The organism is Mesorhizobium sp. G2-6-1 (assembly GCF_055809095.1).
This window is the reverse complement of the sequence record NZ_JBVVTF010000001.1, coordinates 245,023-266,147: the sequence shown is the minus strand read 5'-3', so window position 1 is coordinate 266,147 and position 21,125 is coordinate 245,023. Positions and strand designations below refer to the sequence as shown.

20 protein-coding genes and 5 pseudogenes are annotated in these 21,125 nt (G+C 58.8%); 7 read left to right on the top strand and 18 right to left on the bottom strand.

All coding sequences use genetic code 11. The features are described from left to right. The 4 genes and pseudogenes from AC0L7S_RS20905 to AC0L7S_RS20890 all read left to right on the top strand — a co-directional run. Window positions 1-1,306 (top strand): annotated as a pseudogene (locus AC0L7S_RS20905) (hypothetical protein); the annotation flags it as partial. Then, window positions 1,213-2,958 (top strand): BID domain-containing protein, encoded by a 1,746-nt coding sequence (locus tag AC0L7S_RS20900; RefSeq protein ID WP_473474637.1) that lies wholly within the window; start codon window positions 1,213-1,215, stop codon window positions 2,956-2,958. The pseudogene AC0L7S_RS20905 and the gene AC0L7S_RS20900, both read left to right, overlap by 94 nt. A 15-nt stretch (window positions 2,959-2,973) precedes the next feature. Beyond that, complete coding sequence (locus tag AC0L7S_RS20895; RefSeq protein ID WP_473474630.1) at window positions 2,974-3,243, top strand: hypothetical protein; 270 nt, start codon at window positions 2,974-2,976, stop codon at window positions 3,241-3,243. 3 nt (window positions 3,244-3,246) lie between these two features. Next, window positions 3,247-5,010 (top strand): zeta toxin family protein, encoded by a 1,764-nt coding sequence (locus AC0L7S_RS20890; protein ID WP_473474629.1) that lies wholly within the window; start codon window positions 3,247-3,249, stop codon window positions 5,008-5,010. Between the two features lie 56 nt (window positions 5,011-5,066). On the opposite strand, the gene AC0L7S_RS20885 is transcribed toward AC0L7S_RS20890, so the two are convergent. Then, complete coding sequence (locus AC0L7S_RS20885) at window positions 5,067-5,480, bottom strand: hypothetical protein (protein ID WP_473474628.1); 414 nt, start codon at window positions 5,478-5,480, stop codon at window positions 5,067-5,069. Then, complete coding sequence (locus tag AC0L7S_RS20880; RefSeq protein ID WP_473474627.1) at window positions 5,461-5,727, bottom strand: hypothetical protein; 267 nt, start codon at window positions 5,725-5,727, stop codon at window positions 5,461-5,463. The genes AC0L7S_RS20885 and AC0L7S_RS20880 overlap by 20 nt, the downstream gene beginning before the upstream one ends. 114 nt (window positions 5,728-5,841) lie before the next feature. Here AC0L7S_RS20880 and AC0L7S_RS20875 point away from each other — a divergent pair, with 114 nt between their 5' ends. Both AC0L7S_RS20875 and AC0L7S_RS20870 read left to right on the top strand, forming a co-directional pair. Further along, on the top strand, window positions 5,842-7,452 hold the full coding sequence (locus AC0L7S_RS20875) for an RcgA family putative transporter (protein WP_473474626.1): 1,611 nt from the start codon (window positions 5,842-5,844) through the stop codon (window positions 7,450-7,452). Beyond that, window positions 7,445-8,452: an alpha/beta fold hydrolase gene (locus AC0L7S_RS20870; protein ID WP_473474625.1), complete on the top strand. Its 1,008-nt coding sequence runs from the start codon at window positions 7,445-7,447 to the stop codon at window positions 8,450-8,452. The genes AC0L7S_RS20875 and AC0L7S_RS20870 overlap by 8 nt, the downstream gene beginning before the upstream one ends. A 314-nt stretch (window positions 8,453-8,766) precedes the next feature. Here AC0L7S_RS20870 and AC0L7S_RS20865 read toward each other — a convergent pair whose 3' ends face one another. From AC0L7S_RS20865 to AC0L7S_RS20800, 14 genes and pseudogenes are all read right to left on the bottom strand, one after another. Next, window positions 8,767-8,988, bottom strand: a complete 222-nt coding sequence (locus AC0L7S_RS20865) for a hypothetical protein (protein WP_473474624.1) — start codon at window positions 8,986-8,988, stop codon at window positions 8,767-8,769. A 364-nt stretch (window positions 8,989-9,352) separates the two neighbouring features. After that, the gene (gene virB11, locus AC0L7S_RS20860) at window positions 9,353-10,417 is read right to left on the bottom strand and encodes a P-type DNA transfer ATPase VirB11 (protein WP_473474623.1); all 1,065 of its coding nucleotides are present in this window, start codon (window positions 10,415-10,417) and stop codon (window positions 9,353-9,355) included. A 3-nt stretch (window positions 10,418-10,420) separates the two neighbouring features. Beyond that, window positions 10,421-11,593: a type IV secretion system protein VirB10 gene (gene virB10, locus AC0L7S_RS20855; protein ID WP_473474622.1), complete on the bottom strand. Its 1,173-nt coding sequence runs from the start codon at window positions 11,591-11,593 to the stop codon at window positions 10,421-10,423. Window positions 11,594-11,604: 11 nt separating this feature from the next. Further along, window positions 11,605-12,447, bottom strand: coding sequence for a P-type conjugative transfer protein VirB9 (gene virB9, locus AC0L7S_RS20850; RefSeq protein ID WP_473474636.1), 843 nt, complete (start codon window positions 12,445-12,447; stop codon window positions 11,605-11,607). 11 nt (window positions 12,448-12,458) lie between these two features. Then, window positions 12,459-13,130, bottom strand: coding sequence for a VirB8 family type IV secretion system protein (locus AC0L7S_RS20845; RefSeq protein ID WP_473474621.1), 672 nt, complete (start codon window positions 13,128-13,130; stop codon window positions 12,459-12,461). 5 nt (window positions 13,131-13,135) lie between these two features. Beyond that, on the bottom strand, window positions 13,136-13,429 hold the full coding sequence (locus AC0L7S_RS20840; RefSeq protein ID WP_473474620.1) for a type IV secretion system protein VirB7: 294 nt from the start codon (window positions 13,427-13,429) through the stop codon (window positions 13,136-13,138). A gap of 27 nt (window positions 13,430-13,456) precedes the next feature. Beyond that, window positions 13,457-14,352, bottom strand: a pseudogene (locus tag AC0L7S_RS20835) (TrbL/VirB6 family protein). Window positions 14,353-14,406: 54 nt separating this feature from the next. After that, a pseudogene (locus AC0L7S_RS20830) lies at window positions 14,407-14,592 on the bottom strand (EexN family lipoprotein); the annotation flags it as partial. Continuing rightward, window positions 14,589-15,287 carry a P-type DNA transfer protein VirB5 gene (gene virB5, locus AC0L7S_RS20825; RefSeq protein ID WP_473474619.1) on the bottom strand — a complete coding sequence of 233 codons (699 nt, stop codon included), beginning with the start codon at window positions 15,285-15,287 and terminating at the stop codon, window positions 14,589-14,591. The pseudogene AC0L7S_RS20830 and the gene virB5, both read right to left, overlap by 4 nt. Continuing rightward, window positions 15,287-17,673 (bottom strand): annotated as a pseudogene (locus tag AC0L7S_RS20820) (VirB4 family type IV secretion/conjugal transfer ATPase). Before AC0L7S_RS20820 ends, virB5 begins: the two are co-directional and overlap by 1 nt. Further along, entirely contained in the window at window positions 17,645-17,983 is a 339-nt protein-coding gene (locus AC0L7S_RS20815) for a VirB3 family type IV secretion system protein (RefSeq protein WP_473474618.1), read from the bottom strand. Before AC0L7S_RS20815 ends, AC0L7S_RS20820 begins: the two are co-directional and overlap by 29 nt. Before the next feature lie 2 nt (window positions 17,984-17,985). Continuing rightward, on the bottom strand, window positions 17,986-18,285 hold the full coding sequence (locus AC0L7S_RS20810; RefSeq protein ID WP_473474617.1) for a TrbC/VirB2 family protein: 300 nt from the start codon (window positions 18,283-18,285) through the stop codon (window positions 17,986-17,988). A 7-nt stretch (window positions 18,286-18,292) separates the two neighbouring features. Then, a complete protein-coding gene (locus AC0L7S_RS20805; RefSeq protein WP_473474616.1) occupies window positions 18,293-18,967 on the bottom strand; it encodes a lytic transglycosylase domain-containing protein in 675 nt (224 codons plus the stop codon). Window positions 18,968-18,970: 3 nt separating this feature from the next. After that, window positions 18,971-19,501, bottom strand: a complete 531-nt coding sequence (locus AC0L7S_RS20800; protein ID WP_473474615.1) for a hypothetical protein — start codon at window positions 19,499-19,501, stop codon at window positions 18,971-18,973. A 155-nt stretch (window positions 19,502-19,656) separates the two neighbouring features. Between AC0L7S_RS20800 and AC0L7S_RS20795 the strand changes: the two genes are divergently transcribed. After that, a complete protein-coding gene (locus tag AC0L7S_RS20795; protein ID WP_473474614.1) occupies window positions 19,657-19,944 on the top strand; it encodes a MarR family transcriptional regulator in 288 nt (95 codons plus the stop codon). A 476-nt stretch (window positions 19,945-20,420) separates the two neighbouring features. Here the strand turns inward: AC0L7S_RS20795 and AC0L7S_RS20790 are convergent, their stop codons facing one another. Further along, window positions 20,421-20,864: a PIN domain-containing protein gene (locus tag AC0L7S_RS20790; protein ID WP_473474613.1), complete on the bottom strand. Its 444-nt coding sequence runs from the start codon at window positions 20,862-20,864 to the stop codon at window positions 20,421-20,423. A gap of 2 nt (window positions 20,865-20,866) precedes the next feature. Beyond that, a pseudogene (locus AC0L7S_RS20785) lies at window positions 20,867-21,117 on the bottom strand (type II toxin-antitoxin system Phd/YefM family antitoxin). Window positions 21,118-21,125: the final 8 nt, after the last annotated feature.

Here is a 21,125-nt window from a genome sequence, read left to right as displayed (position 1 = left end):
TGATCGAATTCTTAAGTTCGAAACCCGCGATGCCGTGATCGAGCGGATTGTCGCCGACTGGGGACAGGCACGCGAGGAATATCGTGCGCTGGCCGAAAGCAAAAACCGCAAACTCAGCGGCTCCGAACTGCTCGTTCTGGCACAGACCAATGACGACGTCGGGAAGCTCAACCATGCGATCCGCACCGTGATGGCGAGGCAGGGAGCACTTGTCGAGGAACAGGCATTCCAGACCGAACGTGGCGCCCGCCAGTTTGCAATCGGCGACCGCCTGATCTTCCTCGAGAACGCCCGCTTCTTCGAGAAGCGCGCAGAGCATCTCTCCGTCCAGCATGTCAAGAACGGCATGCTGGGCAGCGTCGTCTCCACCACGACCGAACGTGGCGAAACCCTGTTGACTGTCAAGCTGGACGCGGGTCGCGAGGTCACATTCGCGCAGGACACCTATCGCAACATCGACCATGGCTATGCCGCCACGGTGCACAAATCTCAAGGCGCAACGGTCGACCGCACATTCGTTCTCGCCACCGGCATGATGGATCAGCATCTGGCCTATGTGGCGATGTCGCGCCATCGCGATCGGGCCGATCTCTATATGGCGCACGAGGATTTTGCACCCCGCGATAAATGGGGCAGGGCGCTCCGTGTCGATCATGCCGCCGGCGTTACCGGCGAACTGGTCGAGACCGGCGAGGATCATTATCGCGGTAATATGGACGTTGAGAAAAGCCCCTATGCCGAGGTCCGGACAGACGACGGAGCGGTCCATCGTGTCTGGGGCGTCAGCCTGCCGAAGGCGATCGAGAAGGGCGGCGTTGAAATCGGCGATACCGTCACGCTGCGCAAGGACGGGGTGGAGAAGGTCACCGTCAACGTGCCCGTCGTTGATACCGAAACGGGGAAAAGCAATTCGAGAAACGCGAGGTCGAGCGCAATGTCTGGACCGCAGAACAGGTCGAGACCGCCGAAGCCCGCGAGGGGCGCATCGAGCAGGAAAGCCATCGGCCGGAGCTCTTCAAGCAGTTGGTCGAGCGTCTATCCCGCTCCGGCGCCAAAACCACGACGCTCGATTACGAATCCGAAGCGGGCTACCGGGCGCAGGTCATCGACTTCGCCCGCCGCCGCAACATGGATCACGCCATCGAACTTGCTGCCGGGATGGAAGCGGGGGTGGAGCGGCGTCTGTCGTGGATTGGCGCGCAACGCGATCACGTGGCGCGGCTCTGGGAGCGCTCCAGTGTTTCGCTCGGACTTGCGATCGAGAAGGAACGCAGCGTCTCGTACGGCGATCGGAACGTCCGGGTAAACGCGGTCGTTCCTGAGCTGATCCCGGCAAGAGCGACCCAGCCAACGCAGCCTACGCCGGTAGGCGCCGAGGTCCGGTATCTGCTTGCGCCGCAGGTGAGCTTTGCCCGTTCGCTGGAGGAAGATGCGCGGGCCGAGCACCTGGGGTCGGCACGATGGAAAGAGCGGGAGGCAATCCTGCTTCCCGTAATCGAGCGCATCTATCGCGATCCGGCGGTCGCGCTCGACCGGCTGAACCAGCACGCATCCGCCTTCGACATCGAGCCACGCCGGCTCGGCGAAAATCTCGCTCGTACCCCCTCGATGCTTGGCGCGATGCGCGGAAGCGCCAGCCTGATCGACGGACAGGCGGCGCGTAAGGAGCGGGCGGAGGCTATCGCTACCGTGGCAGAGCTTGAACCGCTAGTGCGCAACCATGCCGAGAATTTCACACGCGATCAGAGCCTTTTCGCGAACCGCGAGCATGCGCGCCGGGCCGCCATGTCGCATTCGGTTCCCGCACTCTCTCCGCATGCCATGGAGCGCCTCACGGAGATTGAAGCCGTGCGGGAGAAGGGTGGGGAAGGCACCTACAGGACTGCCTTCGGCCATGCTGCAGAGGAACGATCCCTGGCGAAGGAAGTGAAGGCGGTCGGCGAAGCGTTGACCGCCCGCTTTGGCTGGAGCGCCTTTACCGGCAAGGCCGACCAGTATGCCGAAAAGCAGATGGTCGATCGCATGACCGAAGGATTGTCGGAGGGTAAGCGGACGGAACTGGTAACACTGTTTGCCGCCGCGCGCCGGTTCAATGAACAGCAATATCTGGTCGAGAAGCGCGATCCGTCGCGGATCGTCGCCCCGGCGGCCTACGATCCGGCAGCGACCCCGGAAATGTCGAAGCCACCCGCATTGCCGATGCTCGCCGCCGTCACCGAGTTTAAATCCTCCGCCGAGGACGAAGCCAGAACGCGTGCGCTCGATGTCCCCCGCTACAAACAACTGCGTGCGGTGCTCGCCGAGACCATGCAGCGCGTCTGGCGCGATCCGGCAGCTTCCCTCACGATGATTGAGGAACTTGTCGTCAAGGGTGTCGATCCTGAGCGCATTGCACGCGCCATTGCCAACGAGCCAACCGCCTATGGCCCGATGCGAGGCTCTGACCGGATCGTGGATCGGCTATTGGCCACCGGAAAAGAACGCAAGGCGGCGGTTCTGGCTGTGGCGGCCGTGGCCGGAAAGGTGCTTTCAGTGGGGCAGGCTTGGCAGGGTGCGCTCGACGCCGAGAAGGCGACCGTCATCGCAGATCGGGATCGCATGAGCGTGTCAGTCCCCGGCTTGTCGCGGCGGGCGGAAGCCGAGCTTTCCCGCCTGACCGCTGCCGTCGAGAAATCGCCCAAGGACATCACGCCGCTTGTCCGCTCGCTCGATGCCACTGTCCGGGCTGAATTCGCGGCCGTCACCAAAGCGCTCGACAAGCGGTTCGGCCCGAATGTGATTGGTCGCGAACAGGGTGACGTCGTCAACCGGATTCCGGCGGCGCAGCGCAAGGTCTTCGAGGCATTGCGGCCCCGCCTCAAGGTCCTGCAGAACGCCGTTCGTGCCGATAGGGCTCAAGATATTATCACTGAGCGTCAAATACGGACGCTCAATCAGGCCAAGGGCATCACCAGGTAGCAGGAGGACATTCAAATGGCCGGACAGACAACCTCTCTCGACGCGATCGTGCGGGCCGAAATTGCCATCGAGATCATGAACCAGGCACGCGGCCTGGTGTCAGAACGTGTCGCCGCCATTGAAGCGGACGATTCGGCAGGCGCCGGGGCTCTGCGTGCGAGGCGGCGGGCGCTTCTCGCCGTTCAGAACCGTATTCGGGTCGATGATCCCGACCATGTCGAAGCGGTGATCACGGAATGGGGACCCAGGGTCAAAGACCCGCAGCAATTCTGGCGGGAGCTTTGAGCCATGGCAGACGAAGCTGCAAATGGCCGCTTATCGGAGGCCCAGAACGAACACATCTTCCGTACGGAAATTCTGCCCGACTATCTTCCAGACGATATTCGAGCGGTCGACCATCCGATGCTGATCGTACTTGGCGGCCAGCCGGGTTTCGGCAAGACGGCTCTGCTGACCGCCAGTCAGACCGAGTTGGAGAAGACCGGTAACGCCATCCGGATCGTGGGGGGCGATTTGCGATCCTATCACCCCGGCATGGTCGCCCACCAGTGTGCCGATGCGGCAACGGCGTCGCGCTTCACGCAAGGTGATACCGGCATCTGGAGCGAGAAACTGCTGGCCGCCGCCACCAAGCGCGGCGTCCATGTCGTGTTCGAGACGACGATGCGAGCGCCGGACAATGTTGAGCGGATCATGACGACCGGACGATCCGCCGGCTATCGGATCGAGGCGTGCGTGCTGGCTGTCAGTCCACGTGCCAGCTGGCAGGGCTGCCATTACCGTTTCGAGGAACTGCACCATGCCGGGGCTGCTGCGCGGATTCCGCCGCGGGCTGTGCATGACGCTGCAGTTATTGGCCTGGCCGAAAGCCTCGAACGTATCGAGCGCCGAAAGCTCGCCGATCGCGTCATCATCCAGACGGCCGATGGAGGAGCCGTCTATGACAATGCGCTTGTCCATGGCCGATGGCGGACCGCAACGGTGGCGCCCCAAGTGCTCGATGAGACGCGCAGCCGTCCGCTGTCTCGTGAGGAGATCGACCGGTTCGCGCATGTCTGGACGAGGGTGATTGAACATATGGAAAATCGCGGCGCATCAGTGAGCCTGATCGACGAGGTCAGGGCTCATTCACGCGATGACCTCGCCTGGTATATGTCGGAACGGCGACGGTCGGAAGCCGACGACGCGATGAAAAGCGCCCGCTCGGTGACACGGCGGATCAGCGTGGTGCCCTCCCTGACCATTCCGGACGAAATCGCTGGTTCTCCTGCAAACCGAGGTTTCAAGGCTGAAGCTGACGATAGTCGGCGCCGCGATGTTCGCCCCGGAGAAGTCCTCATTCCCGGGCGGGAATTGCCCGATTTGAGAGAAGCCGAGATCCGCGTGAAGCTGCAGGAATCCTCGCGGCTGGCGGAGAAGCGTGACGAAATCGACCGGCTGTCGCAACTGGTCTATGGCAACGCCGCCTCCGTGTCAGCCTCAGTTGAAGGGATTGGAGATGCAACGGCGGGGTCAGCCGCGGGGGAGGATGCCCGCAGCGGCAAACTCGGGCCGATTGCAGGCGAGGGTAGAGGGCTCCTTCGCGCCGAAAGCCCCGAACAGCAGACCGCGAGAGCGCATCTGCCGCAGCTCGCCGCCGCGCTCGAGGACTATGGCCGCACGGTCGATTTCGAGCGGCATCAGATCGAGACCAAGCATCGTGAGGAACAACATCGCCAACGTCAGGAAATCCGAGCGCCATCTGAGGGTTTGACGGAGATCCTGAAGGCTGCGGCTCACGAGCAGGCCAGCAGGCTGACAGCCGCCCCGCAGTTGCGACGGGAACTGGACGGTATCGCGTCGTCAATCAATCGGCGGTTGACGCCCGCGGATCGAAATGCGTTGAAATCAGGAGATCTCGTTCAACTGTCGCGGAACCTCGCTGTCCCCCATGACCGTGTCGCCACGCTCGCTCGCGTCCAGTCGCAGATGCAGGCGGTGCATGGCCAGACCCAGTTGCATCGACAGCAATTGGAACGCGACCGTAATGCTGCAATCTCGATCAAAAGATAGCCGCAGCTCAATGCCGTCGGCTGGATTGGTCGACTGATCTATATGTACGCAGGCAGCTAACAACGATAGCGCTTGGTTGAATTTTCCTGCTTATCCTCACGTTTCCCTAGCTTTTCTGGAGCTAAGATAGTTGCAAACGGCTCCTCTGATGCATCGATCCACAAGACATTCATAGGCATATTGATGGCATAGGAGCTAATCTGGCTTGCAATCAGCATTTTTGTGCCATGAGAAATGATAGTCTCCTCCGCCTCGACACGGATCAACAAACCTTCCTCATGCGCGCGGATTGCTGCCGTTGCTACCTCAAAGTCGAGTTCATATTGCCCATTATTTTGGGAGATGGACCGACAATGAATCTTCAGGTCTTTTATCGCATGTTCAATTGCGTAGGGGGCGTTTGCAAGCCTTAATTTTGCTTCGCATATGAGCCGCATGCGATAATTTCCTTCAGTTGGTAGCATCAGCATCTGTGTGCCGATTCCGATGCAAGGTCTTGCCCGCGCCATCAAGAAGACCAAGGAACCGGCCGAAGGTGCGGCGGTCCATGATCTGAAACTCGCCCTGCGACCGATCTGGGCGGGTCCGTGTCATGGCCAGCGGTTTGCGAAACATCTCTAACGAAACAGCCGTATTCAGCCTCTCCAGCGGTTCGCCGGCCGCGCTCAGCCGTGCATAGCGTTCACCAACATCCCACGATCCCGCTTGTCCCTTCATTCGATCCTCTCCTGTGCCGGCAAAAATCGAGTCGATACAAACATTGATTAGGAATGGTGGCACGATAGGATACGAAGGCTAGCGAAACGGAACGAAGTCATTGCCGGTAGCCAATTGATAAAGAACGGAAAATTATTCCTCTCCCCGCCGCGAGATAGGGGCGACTTTAAAGAATTATTCAGGCGATTAGCGGCGGCGGGCGCGGGACGGTCATTGGGCGAAGATGGGTTTCCTGCTGGCCCTTGGACGCCCGAGCTTCTCGCAGAGGCGATTTCACAGATTGATTCCAACCGGATTGGGGTCGATCTGCGAACGGTGCAGCTTTGGTTTCAAGAGAACGATAAGGGAATTAGCACAGCCAACATTCGTTGGCTCGCGCGGGTATTTGGGTGCGATGATCCGGTGGCAACCGGCGAATGGCAGGTGGAGCTTAGTGCGGCGCAATCGCGGTTAACGACCAAAAGACGAGAATGGAAAAGAGCGGGAAGCAGTGATGCGCTCGGGGTTTCAAATATGGCGCGGACCGCGACCTTCGATGGCGAGGCAGAGTCCCAGGCAGAACTGGCACGGAATACTGACGCCATGGCACCGAGGCGGCGTTTTAGCCTGGCGAGGAGATCGGAAGCGCTTTTTAGCCACGGGTCACCCTTGAACCTACCGGCTTCGGTGTTCGCCGGCATCTCCGCTCTTGGGTTTCTGTCGTTTATTATCGGCATTCACAATGTGAAATATGGCCGTGCGGATGGCATCATTAAGCAAGTCGGATTTCTTTGGGCCGCGAATTGGACACTCGTGTTCATGGTGTTCCTGCCAGTATTTTTGGCCTTCGTGTCTGAACTGGTAACCTCGTGGAAACATGAAGAACGATCAAAAGTGGTAAGAAGCAGCGGCCTGAATGAAAGCTACCATGCGTGGGAACGCATTATAGAAGCCTCATCCTATTCATTTTGGGCGGTTTTCCTGATCTGTTTGTTGTTCGCCGGCCTTTTCCAGTGGATCGGCGTGTGTTTGATCCCCTTAATCAAAGGCGGCGGCAACTACGCGACGGATTGGGGCTCGATTGCCATTGTGCGGCCTGAGATCGTGTCGGTGCCGGTAGCAATCGTGTTCACAGGGTTCGCTTACCTGTATATGTGCCTGTGCTTTTATCTTTTCTTCGCAGGTCTCATTTTGCTTTATGCGGTCGTCGATGACCTTTGGAAAATTGGCGAGGCATCGAAAAATCGGCCGGAGGTGGATTTCCAACGCAATCTAGACGACGCCAGTTTCATGGTGATGCGGTGGGTTTTCCGGTGTACGGTTTTGGGCGTTCTGATCGCCACGGTCATGAAGCTTCAAAGCTCTTACCTGGCATCCAATGGAACGAATATTGTGACCTGGTTGGTCAAAGATCTGTCTTCTGCCTTGTATGAGCGCGCCGATGTGAGCAACGGTGTCAGCTACAGAATGCCGACGCATTACAGCAGTCTTCTTATCGCTATTTCGACCTGCTTTGTTTTTCTGTATGGTGCCATCCGTTTAGGCATCGGAAGTCAATTCCAGGTCCCCTTGTGGAAGATGTCGGCGGTCGTTGCGCTGCTCCTTGCTAGCTACTTGCTGATCGATGCATTTTCAGGCTTTTCGATCCTCATGTTCACGGGAGTGCTTATCGCTATTTACGGACTAATTGATCCATGGTTTGGCCGAGGGCGAGCGAGTGAGCTAGGAAACAATCATCGTGTGTAGTAGTTGGCTTGATCGTTGGGATGAGCGGCGGGCACAACGCGGTGAGGAAGGGAAGAAAACAACCGATTTCATCCTCGACGCGGAACGCGCGTTTCCAGGCGCGGAGAAGATAAAAACCATCGAGGAGTTTTGTCTCCTAGCGGACCAGGCCGTGGCAAACTCAGCCTTTTTCGATGAGCCGGGCGGCAACGATCAGGGTTTTGAAAGACAAGGCGAATGGCTCAAATTTCCATCGGACATTTCCACTGATGTCGAAGAGAACAATGTTGTCTGGGCAAAAATTACAGACAGAGGGTCCTTCGATCAGGCATTGGTGATTTTTCACCATTGGAATGCAAGCTCCCGGAATCGCCAGATTGCCAGCTTTTTCTCGAAGCGCGGTATCACGGTTGTCGAGATTGCCATGCCCTATCACTTCGAGCGCAGCCGACCCGGATCCATGCACGCCGATTATATGCTTAGCGCCAACCTTGGTCGAACGATCCAATCGGTCAGGCAGGCAGTATTGGACGGTCGAAAACTCATTCGTTGGTTACAGCACGAAGGCTATCGAGACATTTCGGTTCTCGGTATGAGCTTGGGTTCCTGGGTCGCGGGATTGATCGCGGCGCATGACCCAGCGGTGTCGAAAGCCTCGTTTTTTCTGACGGCGGGGAGCCTGGCCGATATGGTTTGGACGGGTCGCGCAACACGCGCGATACGCAATAGCCTTGAACCTGAGATTGATCTGATAGATCTCAGACGGGCCTGGGGTCCGCTTAACTTGGAGAATTACGCTCATGGTCTGGCGCGGCCGGGTCTCTCTCTACACGCCGTGTTGGCTAAGAGAGACAAGGTGGTTTTGCCGGAGCTGTCAGCGAGATTCATGGAAAAGCTGAAGCGCACCGGCGCTCGGCCCAATATGCTTGAATTAAACTGTGGCCACTATTCGCTCGCCATGCCGCCTTACATTTTGTTGGCCGGTTTGAGTTTGAAGCGGTTCCTAAGACGCGGCCGTTGAGCGGTTTCTGTCGTCAGCTGAATCGGCATACTGAACCGCCCCGGCTTTGCCGGAGACCGTTTGGCTTAAGATTCGCAGCCAATGCTGCTGCGTCCAGCATGGCGTAGTATCGTTCTTCAGCCTCGGCTGGTGGAATATTTCCGATGGGTGCCAGGAGGCGGCGGTTGTTGAACCAGTTCCTGAATCTGGAGAATGGGTTTCGTCCGAAGGGAGATGCCACCTGAAAGCGCGGCCGCCCGAGTCCGAGTCAGGCAGCCTGGTTGTCCCGGGCGGATTGCATTGTTGACACGGTGGACGGCTGAAACCTGAACGGGTCAGTGCTGCTTGCCGTCAAAGTTGATCCCGTACCCAGCCTCGATAGCTGTCTCGGCAATCAAGTTCGTCAGCTCGACGTCCGACATCGTGCAGAGCGGAACCGCCTTGTGCACGGTCTTCATGGCAGAGGATATCGACACGGCTTTGGCATCCAACCGTTCGCGAAGATGGCCAAGGATCGCCTGCCGGACTTCCAGTGTAAGACGGTTTTTCGGGATCATCGCCGCTGACCTCTCTCTGGGAAATCATCTTATCGTTCCCGTGCAGAGAGTCCATGACAGCGGATCTCCTGACACCTTCCGTCAGGAGGTAGGTGTCATTGATAACATCGTGGCGATGAAATTCCGGCTTCCAACCCCTATATCAAGGTCAGCGGCATGGTTTTGCCGACGTCGGTGTTTTGTCCGGCGGCCCCATTCATTTTCGAAAGGAACTCTATGACGCCTTACCGCGAGCCCTCCCTCTATGAACTCTTGAACGACCCCGTCATCCATCTTGTAATGCGCGCCGACGGCGTGACAAAATCCGACATCCTCGAACTCTACGCGCGAGCCGACGACATCGATGCCGATACACCGCCTGCCTTCATCTGCAGCAGACTTCTCGATAAACACTCCCAAGCAAACGCATAGGGGCTACCTGACGGGTGGGCACAGCATGCGCATGATCTGCGTAGTAGATTTCCGTAACGCGGAACTGGCCGCCAACCCTTTTACACTGGACGATCACGTCGATTGAAATTTTGAGCAGGTTGCGAATATCGTCGCGGTCGAGGTCCTGTCCGCCCTCGGACTCCTTGACCAGAAGCGTCAACTGCTCGAACGCCAGGTTTGGTGAATCCGCATGCACCGTGGTGATCGAGCCGGGGTGGCCGGAATTGATGTTGCGAATGTAATAGAACGCAGTGCCGTCGCGCAGCTCCTGCAACAGCACACGGTCGGGCCGCATGCGTAGACACGCTTCGAGCAGGTCCTTCGCACCGAGCTTTGCCAGCCCCTGCCCTCCTTTGGAATAAAACAGCCGGACATGGTTCGGCTGCGGAATGGTGAGTTCCGGCGTGTCTTCGATGCTGATGAGCCGTTCGTCGTCCGGAATATGCTGGATTAGCGCCTTCGACAGGGTTGTCTTGCCGGAGCCGGTTGCCCCGGAGATGATGATGTTCTTGCGTGCCAGAACGGCCCCTTCCAGAAAGGCGCGATATTGTCCTGCGCGATAGATTTCGAGCAGAGGATCGGCGCCTGACGGTTTATCCGTGCCAGCAACGACATTGTCGAACAGGCCGCTCGCCACCATGTCGTTCAGCGACAGTGATACCGACGACGGCTTGCGGATAGTGATGGAGACGGTGTTTCGGGTCGTTGCTGGCGGGATCACGATCTGAATGCGTTCGTCATCTGGAAGCGTGGCGGAGAGAAGCGGCCGGGTCTCATCGATGCCCTGATTGGAAAAGCTGGCTACCGCTCGCGCCAGCCGCATCAGTTTGTCGAACGATAAGTCCGGTAATTCATGGTGCTGCCATCCCCCGGTTCCTTCCGTAAGCACTTCGCCGGGGCGATTGATAACGACCTCATAGAGGCTATTGTCCTTGAGGAATGGCTCCAGCGGGGTCAGCAGTTGGCGGACGACGCCGGCGTCGGAGTTTTCCGCCATCCCCTATTTCGTCACCAGGTCGGACTTCGGGTAGAAATCGCCCATCACCGCGCGATCGTAGATCGTGTTGCGCGGTTCAGTTACACGCAGGCCATAGATCGTCGAGAAATCGAGATCGCGCGCCACGAAGATCGAAACCAGCGAACCCTGGTGTTTCATCAGAGTCGGCGGAATGTTGATCGACTGCTCGACGGCGACCGCGGCGGCTTCCTTGCCGGCACTTGTGGTTCCCTGCGCCTGCACATCGCTACGCTGCAATTCCTGGCCGGCCCATGTCGCGACGTCGCCGACCACGGACAAGAGCAGCGCGCTGCCGAAGCGCTCCCACCAGTGGGTATCGACATAGCCATCGAAGCCGGCGCGGCCGATCGCGTCCGTTGCCGGCGACGCCAATGTGATGATCACGCCGGTCGGGGTCTTGGCTCTGTTCCACAAGACGAACAGGCGGTTTTGGCCTCGGCGCAGACCGCCGCGATATTCGCCGACGACCTGGGTCCCCTTTTCCATCATCACCACGCGGCCGTTGTCCGAGAGCACGTCGCGGGTAATTACGCAGCTTGTAAAGCCTGGCTGGTCGGATGACAGTGCCGTCTCGAGCGCACAAGGGATCGAGGTCCCCATAGCAACTATAAAGTTGCGATTGCCGAGATGGCCTGCCTTTGAGCCCTCCAGGACAGTGGCCCTCAGCATGCGATTGAAGTGCTGATCCTCGTTTTCGGCCTGGCCCCCTGCCCCAAGCTGACCGTCGACCGGAAGGAAATTCGGATCGAAGCTCGTTTCAGAAGTGTTCGACGGCCTGGCGTTGTTGCCGGTCTGGCCGCCACCAAACGCCATCACCGGCGCCCGTCTGGCCGCTTCCAATAGTTCATCGACCGCAGGCGCCTCAGCCGTGTCCACGGCCGGCGTAGGCAGCTTGATCTCAGTTGCGGGGAGCACGACCGGTTCCGGCTCCGCCCTCGCCGGTTCGAACTCCGTCGTTTGACGGATCACCCCTGACCCCGGCTGCTCGGCTACCTCCTTGGGGGTTTGCCGCATTGACCATATGGCAAAGCCCATGAAGGCGACGACCGCCAGAACGACCGCCCCGCGCTTGAGCAACGGGTTGTTATCGACCTTGCGGGCTGCTGAAGTCTGGCCGCGCTCTCCGGGGATATTCGTGTCTGTGGTTTCTGCCATAGCGCCCTCCCCTACTGGCCAGCGGCTGGAATCTTCACCACACGCTCGACCGATGGCGAGGTGGTGTTAGTACCTGGATCGACGCCGATCGGCGAATAGGCCTCGTTGAAAATGCACAATGTGTCAGACCCGCGGCGCAGAATGAACTTGCGGCTGATGGCGTGAACGAGAACGAGATCGCCTTGCACCGTCTTTGGTACCAGGCTTTCTGTGCCGTCCGAATTCTCGATATAGATCGCCGGCATTTCCTGATTGCCGCTGAAGGCGAAGGTGGTCACCTTGCCATTGTCGTAGACAGCCTGTGGTTCAATGGCGGCCGAGCCCTGCGCCGAATAGCGCCAGTTGCGTGGCCCGTATTGTTCATGGATATTGAGAACCTGATCGGCGTAGCCGGCCTCAGTAGCGCGTTTGCGTGCCTCCGCCTCCAGCTTCCGTCGAGCGGCCTCATCTGCCGGATAGCGGTACTTGACGTAGAAGTAGGTGTTCTGGCCGGCATCGACGGTTCCATCGCGCACCACCAGTTCCATCTGGTAACTGCGCTTGGAGCCATCCCGCCGGGTGGTCACTACGGAGATATTGGTCACGGGCTGGTCTTCTCGCGGCTTGAGGAACAGGATGTTTCCGGCCGGGGCCACTTCCCAGGCAACGGTGTTGCCGAGCGCAACATGAGCGATTTCTTCGTCGGGTGCGAACTCCACCTGCACCGACGAGCGGATCGTGCCGACAATGCGCGTGATGTTGTAGGGTTGGTAGTTGACGAAACGCACGCGATTATCCTGCTGCGCACTGGTCGGGATTTCCAGCGCGTGCACCGGGATTGGTATCAGAAGGGCGAGGAGCGTTGCTGTGATGATTGGCGGTTTCTTCAATTGAAGGCCTCCGGATCGGCCCGGTACTCGCTCACCACGAACCCAAGCGGGTTCACCAGCCGGTCGTTGGAGGAAATCGGGGCATTGGCATAGGAATAGGTGATTGTTGCCACCCAATGTGTCGTGCGGACATCTTCACCGCGCGTGATCGTCCGCGTGTAGCGAACGGAAACGACATTGCGGTTAATCAGTGAGATCGACTTGATCCCGATACGGGACGTCGCGGATCGGCTATAAATGTTTTGTGGCGATTCCGGATTGCCGCCGCGATACGCAGCAGCAAAGCGCTGCTGCTCTGCCACGTTCGACATCAGTGAGGCGGTCCGGAAATTCTCCTCTGCCTCCGACCAGACATAGCCTTCGCGCGCCCGGACGTAGCGGGCGGCAAAATATTTGGTGACTTCCTCATCATAGCTTCCCGCAGACGACGACATTGCCGACACCACGTCGACGATGCCGGTCGAATTGTCGACGCGAATGACGAAGGGCTCGACGGTCTTGAGCGGCGTCAGCGCGACCACGGCGGCAACTGAGACGCAGGCCAGCGCGCTGGCGACGATGGCGACGAACCAGGCGAGCCGCATTGAGCGCTCGGCCAAGACCATCCGGTCCTGGTCGAAGCGGCGCGCCTTGTCGAAATAATCCTTGAGACTGTCCGTCGTCACCATGTCCCCTACCCTGCCCGGCAGGCGGTATGAGACCCGGCTTCGTCGAACCCGGCGAAAGCTACGGTCTTGGCAGTCGCATCATCCGACTGCTCGGCGAACGCCAATGCGGACGCGTCGCCACCAACGAGCGAGGACTGCTGTTGATCCCCCTGTGTTTTCCCGGCATCCCAATCCCACATCGAACGATTGAGCGGCCGTTTGGCATAACCGTCGCATTTGGGCAGCGGGTAACTTAGCGTCGCGCAGCCGGAGACGGCGAACAGAAGGCCGATCAGTGTAATGGTTCGTACGTTACTCAATCTGGAATTCTCCTTGTGGCCCTGGCGTCAGGCCCCTTTGCCGGTCAACCGGCGCCAACCCCAACCGATCGACCGGGTGATTGTGCTTTGATGGGCGTCCCGACCCGCCGCAAATCCATAGGTCAGCGAAGCACCCCGGACGCCAGCGCCGACGCAATGCCCGGCAACTGATAAAAGACGTAGAGGGAAGCCAGGCCGATGGCGCCGACCGCAATCGGACGCATCAATACGTCGGTGTAAGCCTCTACGATGGTGAACATGGTGGCGAAGCTTGTCACCAGCAGGGAGCCGACGGCGACGACGAGAACCTGAAGTATGACGAAGTTTGCAAGCTGACCGATCCAGGCTTCAGTGAAACGACGTGTTGCCTGGAACATGGCAAGCGCGATGAAGATCGGACCGATCACAAGCACGATCGCCAACGCAACGCGGGCATAGAGCGACACGACATAGCCGATCGAGGCGACAATGAACGTGACGACGATCACTACCAGGCCGGCAAATCCAGTCAGCGGATCAACCGGCCAGGCGGACTGCGCCCAGATGTCGTTCGCCGATTTTTGACCCTTATCGAGCAAACTGTCAAAGGTCGTTGCGCTTGGCGCGCCGCCGGTGTTCAGCGCTGCGGAGACTTCCCTGGGCAGCGTCTCGAAGAAGACGTCAGTCACATAGGTCTGGTACTCGGCGGCATTCCTGACCAGCATCAGGATGATCGCGAGCTTTATCGCCCGGAAAGCGAACTCCATGATCGGTTCCTGGACCGATCCGCGCAGGATCAGAAATCCGTATAGCATCACGTAGAGCGTCAGCGCCGCCGTCAACGGTCCCGTCACCCAAGCGCTGATACCGCTCGTGCCGGAGCTGATGAAGTTTTGCAGCGGCGTCGTGAATTGACGATCCAGGAAGTCGAAGACGGTGTACATGGCGCTATCCCCCAGCGCCCTATTCATGCGTTCGAGCCGGGTCTTGCCTTCGGCCTCTTCAGCGTTGCGGCAATTGGGCGTCTGCCCCAGCTCGCCAGGGTTCTCGCGGCATTTTCCAATATGATCGGCGCGCAGGGAATCGTCGGCGAGAAACTCGCTGACGGTAATGACGGTGACTGGCGCCGGTTCCGAACATGCCGCCAGCAATGCCGTTATAACGAGACCCGCGATGCGTTTCATTGCGACAGCGCCGTGTTCATCGTGTCGATGCGCTTGCGCCAATCTTCGGCCTTGCGCTGATCCTCGACCTGGGCTTGCGCCTGCTGGACCATCTGCAGACCCTGCATGCGCAGGAGGTCGGTCTGGAGAAATGCGCTTTCGGCCTGAATGCGCGCTTGGAGATCGGCGATATCCTTAGCGTCACTGGCAGAGGATATCTGCTGGCGCAACTGATCGATCCCGCCGATGCGCTTGGTAGCCGCATCGTAAATCTGCTGGCCAAGACTCATCTGGCCGGCATTGCGGTTCTGGACGCGCGCCAGCTCCCGGGCGTAAAAGTCGTTCGCCGAGGTCTGATAGGTCGAATTGCCTTCGAGAAATTTCGACGCGGTTTCGCCGAACGCGCCCGAACCCTTGCCGCTGAGCAGGCTTTCTATTGCCGCAAAATCCTGCGGCAGGGCCTTGCGGATTTCCGGCTGGTTCAGGAGCGAGGCGACGTCGGCCATGTTCGTCAGCTTGTTCAGCGATCCGAACAATTGCTCGGCTTGCGTGATTTGCTGATTGAGAGCATCAAGCTGCGACTTGAGCTGGGTGATACTCTCGATCTGCTTGAGGATCGCGGTCTGGTCGATGACCGGAATACCCTGTGCGCTTGCGGCCCCGGCCGACAAGGAGAAAATGGCGACAGCCGCCACCACAGAATTGCGCATACGCATTAGCCGGCATTCCTTTGCTGTTGGAAGAGAGGAAGCCACGCTTCCGGATCGTCGCCGGCCTGGGCTCGTATCGTGTCGGCAAGCTCGACATTGCCGGTGCGGCCGGAAAGAACGGCAAGTTCATCGTCGAATCCGCCGAGATTGAGTTCAGCGACGATGCTGTTATGACCTTGCTTGACGATGAAGCGGCGGCTCTCATTGGACAGTTCGCGCGCGATCAACTCATATTCGCGCTCGGTGAGCTTGAATCCGTCAACATAGTCGGTACGGCTGCCGCGGGAGTTCGGCATGAACACTTGCGTCGGGCACTGTTCGATAATGGTGTGCGCAATCGGCGAATTGATCGCGTCGCGCGGGCTCTGCGTGGCAAACAGCATGAGCCCGTTCTGCTTTCGGATGGTTTTCAGCTTATTCTGGGCCAGATCGCGAAAACCCTCGTCGGCGAGCGCCTTCCAGAACTCGTCGATGACGATGATGATGCGACGACCGTCGATCAGCTGTTCGACCCGATGGAAGAGGTAGGCCATCAGCGGGGTGCGGATTTCCTCATTGTCGAGAAAATCCGTCATGTCGTAGCCAAGGAATTTCGCGCCGATACCGATCTCATCAGTATCGTTGTCGAACACCCAACCGAGCGGCCCTCCCTCTCCCACCGGCGCAGCCGAGCTGCGATGCCCTCGGGGTCGGTATTGTTGAGGAAGGTGCGCAGCGCACCAATCGTGCGTCGCTCCGCGGGTAAATCGGTCAGCCCGTCGATGGCGTTGGCGATGTCGCGGACTTCCGAGACTGAGAGTTCGCGCGTCTTCGAGCCAACCAGTTTGGTCACCCATTGCGCTAGGAAAACCTTGTTCTCCGGCGTCAGTTCCATGCCCTTCAAGGGTGAGCAGCCGGTTGGCCGGCCATTCTTCAGCGGCAGATAGGTTCCGCCGGCCGCGCGCACGAAGAGATCGGCGCCGCGATCCTTGTCGAAGAAGACGATATGGGCCTCGAATTTCTCGCCCTGCGACAGGAGGAAATTGAGCAATACCGTCTTGCCCGAGCCGGATGGCCCGCCGATGAAAGTGTTGCCGAGATCGCCATAGTGCAGATTGAAGTAGAATGGCGAGCCGGATGCAGTCTTCAGCATCGCGACAGCTGGACCCCATTCATTGCCGTTGCGCTGGCCGACCGGATAGGAGTGGAACGGCGAGAACGCCGCAAAATTCTTCGAGGTGATCGCGCCGGAACGCACACGATAGCGGAAATTGCCGGGCAGTTGCGCCCACCACGCAGCCTCCAGCCCGAGATCTTCGCGGGCGACAACTGCACCGCCATTGGTCAGATGCGTTCGGCTCTTCGCCAGATTGTCGGTAAGCTCCTTCACCGATCCGGCGAACACCGTTAGCGTCAGATGATGGTCACCGAGCACGAAGCGGTTCGATTCCAGCTCGTCGAGCGCATCGTCGAGTTCCTCAAGCTGCGAACCGGCCTTGTCGCCGGCGCTGACCATCTGGTTCTGCTTGCGTCCCATCACGGTCTTGGCATCGGACTTCGACAGGAAGGAGAAGCTCTGGGTCAGGATCAGTTCGTATGGGACGGTGAGCACACCATCGAACATGCCGGGCCGCGTGCGGGCCGGATATTCCTTGAAGCCGAACATGCCGGCATATCGGCTTGACCCCTCATGCCGGATTTCGACTGTCTCCCGGCCTACGATCACGCGATCGGAATAGATTGCGGATGAAACCCGTCCGTCGGTCAGCGGCACCGCCTCACGCCGGCCGCCGACCAGCTGGTGCAGGACCTCGCTCGGTTCGGAAAAGATCAGCCCATCACGTTCCTGGAGCGAAAGGACTCTCGGGCCGAAGCGCTTCAAGCCGGCGGTGACATCGATGATCGCGTCATCGAGATGTTTGAGCGCGCCCTCGTCTATCTCGAGACCATGCCGCCGCGCCTTGCGCAGCTTTGACAGGAACGCCACAACGCGCTCGGCGGCGTCTCGGCCCGGATGCCAGACGAGACTGAGATAAAGGTCGTTGCGGAACAGGTCTTCACCGGTCATACGCGCGCGGTATTTGTCGTTCAGAGTGCGCGAAAATGCATTGGCGAACACGCCATCGGGATACTCGTTGTCGCGCCGACGGATGATATGCGTCCAAAGTGCAAGCCGCTCGTCCGCCATGTTGCGGTAGAGCGTATTCAGATCACGGTGCAGTGCATTGAGATCGAGTATGTCCGCAGTCTCGAAGGATACGCCTTCGAGAGCGATCACCACCATCAGTGCACGGGAGTCGAGCGCAATCACCCGTTCATCGACGTGGCGGACATAGGGGATGAAGGTCTCTGGTTCGAGCTCACGGCTCTTGACGACTGCGGTGCTAGGCAAAGCCAAGGTCCCTTTCGTCATAGCGCCGGACAAGCTTCATCGGGGTGAGGCTCGATCCGCCCCAAAAGCCACCGTTGCGAGCTCTGCCCCGTGTTTCGATCCAGCCGAGCAGCACCCGGAACATGTTGTGGTCGTGCTTGACGATGGCCTTGAATATGACGTGAAACACCAGTCCCACGAGCGAATAGGACACTGACCCCGCCACGATGAAGAGGATCGTTGTGAAGATCATGTTGATCCCCATCGCCTCCATCGTAACGCCGCCGATCATCGCCGGCCTCGTGCAGGCGAGGAACAGGGTGTCTTCTTCGAGGGAAATCCTCTCACGCATCGTCAGCCGCCGGAGATCGTGTTGACGATTTCCGTGGCGCCAAAAATGATGCCGATGCCCAGCACGACGAACGCCGCCTTGCGCAGGTCGAGATAGCCGAACATCCATGCGATGCCGACGATGATCACGGCTATAATCGCCAGCAGCCGCGCGACATTGCCGGTCAGCATGTTGACGATGTTTTGCAGCACGCTTTCGATCCCGCCCGACTGGGCGAAACTTGGCTCGATCAGGGCCAGGGAAAACACGGCTGCCATTGTCGCGATGGCCGCTAACGGCCTGATGCGTGTAGATAGGTTCATATGTTCATCACTTCTTTTGTTCGTTGGAAAAGACGAGGACGGAGGATTGCCGCCCCGAATTGAAGACGTCCCATTGCGGCACTGATACCTGGGGCTCCTGCTGGCCCTTCTCTGTCGGGCCGCTATCGATTGTGGCGGCAGACGACTCCCCTGCCCTTTCGCGCGCCGGCAACGCCTGAGCCTGCGCTTCGACAATCTCAATGCTGTCGAGTTCGCTGGACAGTCGCTCGCGCTCGGCCAGCACTTGTCTGTCGTAGCCGACCATTTCGCCGACGGAGGCGTCACCATTGCCGAAGTAGCTCCGCAGCATCACCGTCTCGGCTTGCGCGGCCGTCGCGCCGCCTTGAAGGGCCGCCCGGTAGTAACCATCAAGCAGTGCTGCGCTCGCGTCGAGATTGAGGCAAAAGTCAAATGTGTCGCTGACGGACAAGCCCAGTCGGCCGAGATTGCCGGAATTGATCCCACCAAGTCCCAGGTCGATATCCTGGCCCGCGGAGATCAGGATCGTGGCGGTCTCGATCGCCTCGGCTCTGGTCCTTGGCTGGTCGGCGAGCGGATGATCGGAATTGATGCGGATGGCGAAGGGCTGGAATCCACTTTCGACGCTTACAACTGCGGCGATTGTCTCAATGGCGATTCGTGGCGCACATTGCTGCGCGAGATCGATAAACGCTACCGGCATGGGCTAGAACCACACGCGCTGTTGGCCTGCGCCGTCGACCATGATATCGACATATCTTGGCTGCTTACGCATGTGAGGACGCGCGGTCACAATGGCCTTGCACACCCGCTGTCCGGCTTCGAAATGCCAGCTACCGGATCGCTGCGGGCCGCCGCCGCGGAGATCGTTGCTACATACTTCGTTGCTAGCGACCTTAGGCTCCGTGGACATGCAGCCCACTTCATCTCGTCCGCGAACGCCGTTCCTGGTGACCAGCTGGAAGCCGGCATCGCAGTAGTAGGGCGCATAACGGGGTTTGGACGCAGTGAAGCCGACGCCGCTACAGATTGGAAAGGATCGCCCTTTGGCGAGATGTGACCAAAGCCGTTCTACCGGTGGACGACACTCGGCGTGTTGGGTAGGACCGCCAGGGTTCGAAAGGCACAGAAGTACCTGGCAGCCCCAGTCGTCTCCACGCGCTATGGAAGACGAAAACGTGTATATTGAAACGCACAGTAAACTTTTGGAAAGTGCCCGAGTGACCGAATTTCTCATACAGGCTCCCTTGTCAAAGCTTCTCTTGGCCGTTCGTCGTGGTGGTTTCGACATGTTGTCATACTGTACGATAACGCATAGATAGACTGATGCCAAGCCCGTTAAATCATCGATGGCACAACACAGGTTTCGTGACCCTCGCTACGCACGAAATCATGTCCAAACCCTTGCCCAACGAGACGCCTAATTCGAGGTTGCGACAGCTCGGCATGATCAATTTGCTCTACAGCCTGCAGAAAGCGGACATGGCGTTGACGATCACCAATGTTACTGAAGCGGCTGGAATGACTAGAAAAGCCGCACAAGAAGCGATTGATCCGCTGGTTGTTCGCGGGCTACTGAAGGAGTCCTGGGGGCGCACCTCGATCGGTCGGGGCAAAGCCCGACAATATGAGATCGCTTCGGAGATCTTTGAAAAGCTTCAGGGTGTCTACGGCGCCTGATCCAGCCGGTCTGGTTGGCTTCTCTCGCGATAACCTCCTATCAATACATTGCGAAAACGCATAGCAATTATTGGATTTGAACGCGCAAGCATACTTTACAGATTGGCTCGGCGACCATCACCGGCAGACTGATTCGTTTTGCATAGACAAATTGTGTGATGGGGAGCTATGCGGTAAAAACGGAGCGACCTTGGGAGTCGGCACTTCCCAAGCCAATTCAGTGGAGACTTGGGATCTGACATCGTTGAGAAGAGATCTGAGCTGGTTTAAGTCGTCCACTGCTAATGGCACGGTAAACCCGTCGGCATATCGACCGTCAAGGAAGCGTGACGGCCCGTTCTTACTATGTGGCAAATTTCAGTGCCGGGGTGGCCCACACTAAATACACCGATGCAGTTGTTCAGTTGGCGAGGGCAAGCCAAGTTGTCCTTCTCCGTCCCCGTTCGCTGAAAAACCTGGAATCCATGTTCGATTAGCTAGTCGGGCAGCCCCATGAACGGATTCTGATACCTTACTCCCAATGGCCGAAAGTCCTTTTCATTTTCAGTGAGCACGATCAAATCGTGCTGTTTCCCAGTGGCCGCAATGGCGATATCTTCAAAGCCAGGCGAGATACCAGCGGCGCGCGCGATCGTCATCAATTGTCCGGTCATCGTCGCTGTATCGAGGTCGAGTGGCAGGATCTGGCTTCCATAATAGTGACGGATTTCTCCCCACCACTCTGCGAGAGCGGCCGCCTTCTTGGTGGCCCTGATCCGCTTAGCGTTCGCAATGCCGTCCTCGATCTCGGCCGCAGTTATTACTGAAAGCCATAGATCGGAAGACCGATCGATGATCCAGGCGACCAGCTCCTCATCTGCAGGTGTCCGCTTCTTTGAAGGCGCGAGCAAACTGACGACGTTCGTATCCAGCAGGTACAATTTCAGAACGCCGGATTACGCAGGGTTCGTGCGGGCTTGCGCACGCGAACAGGTAGGTCGCCGTCTTCCAAGGGGAATTCGTCAGCAGCCAGCCGAGCGAGGGCACCCGAGATAGGCGCTCGTAGTCGGCATAGCTGAGGACGACGGCTTCCCGCTTGCCGTGACGGGTAACAACCGTCGGTGCCCCTGCAACGGCCTCATCGACAACATGGGAAAACGTGGCCTTCACGTCTTTCAATTGGGCTTCTTTCATTGTCGGAA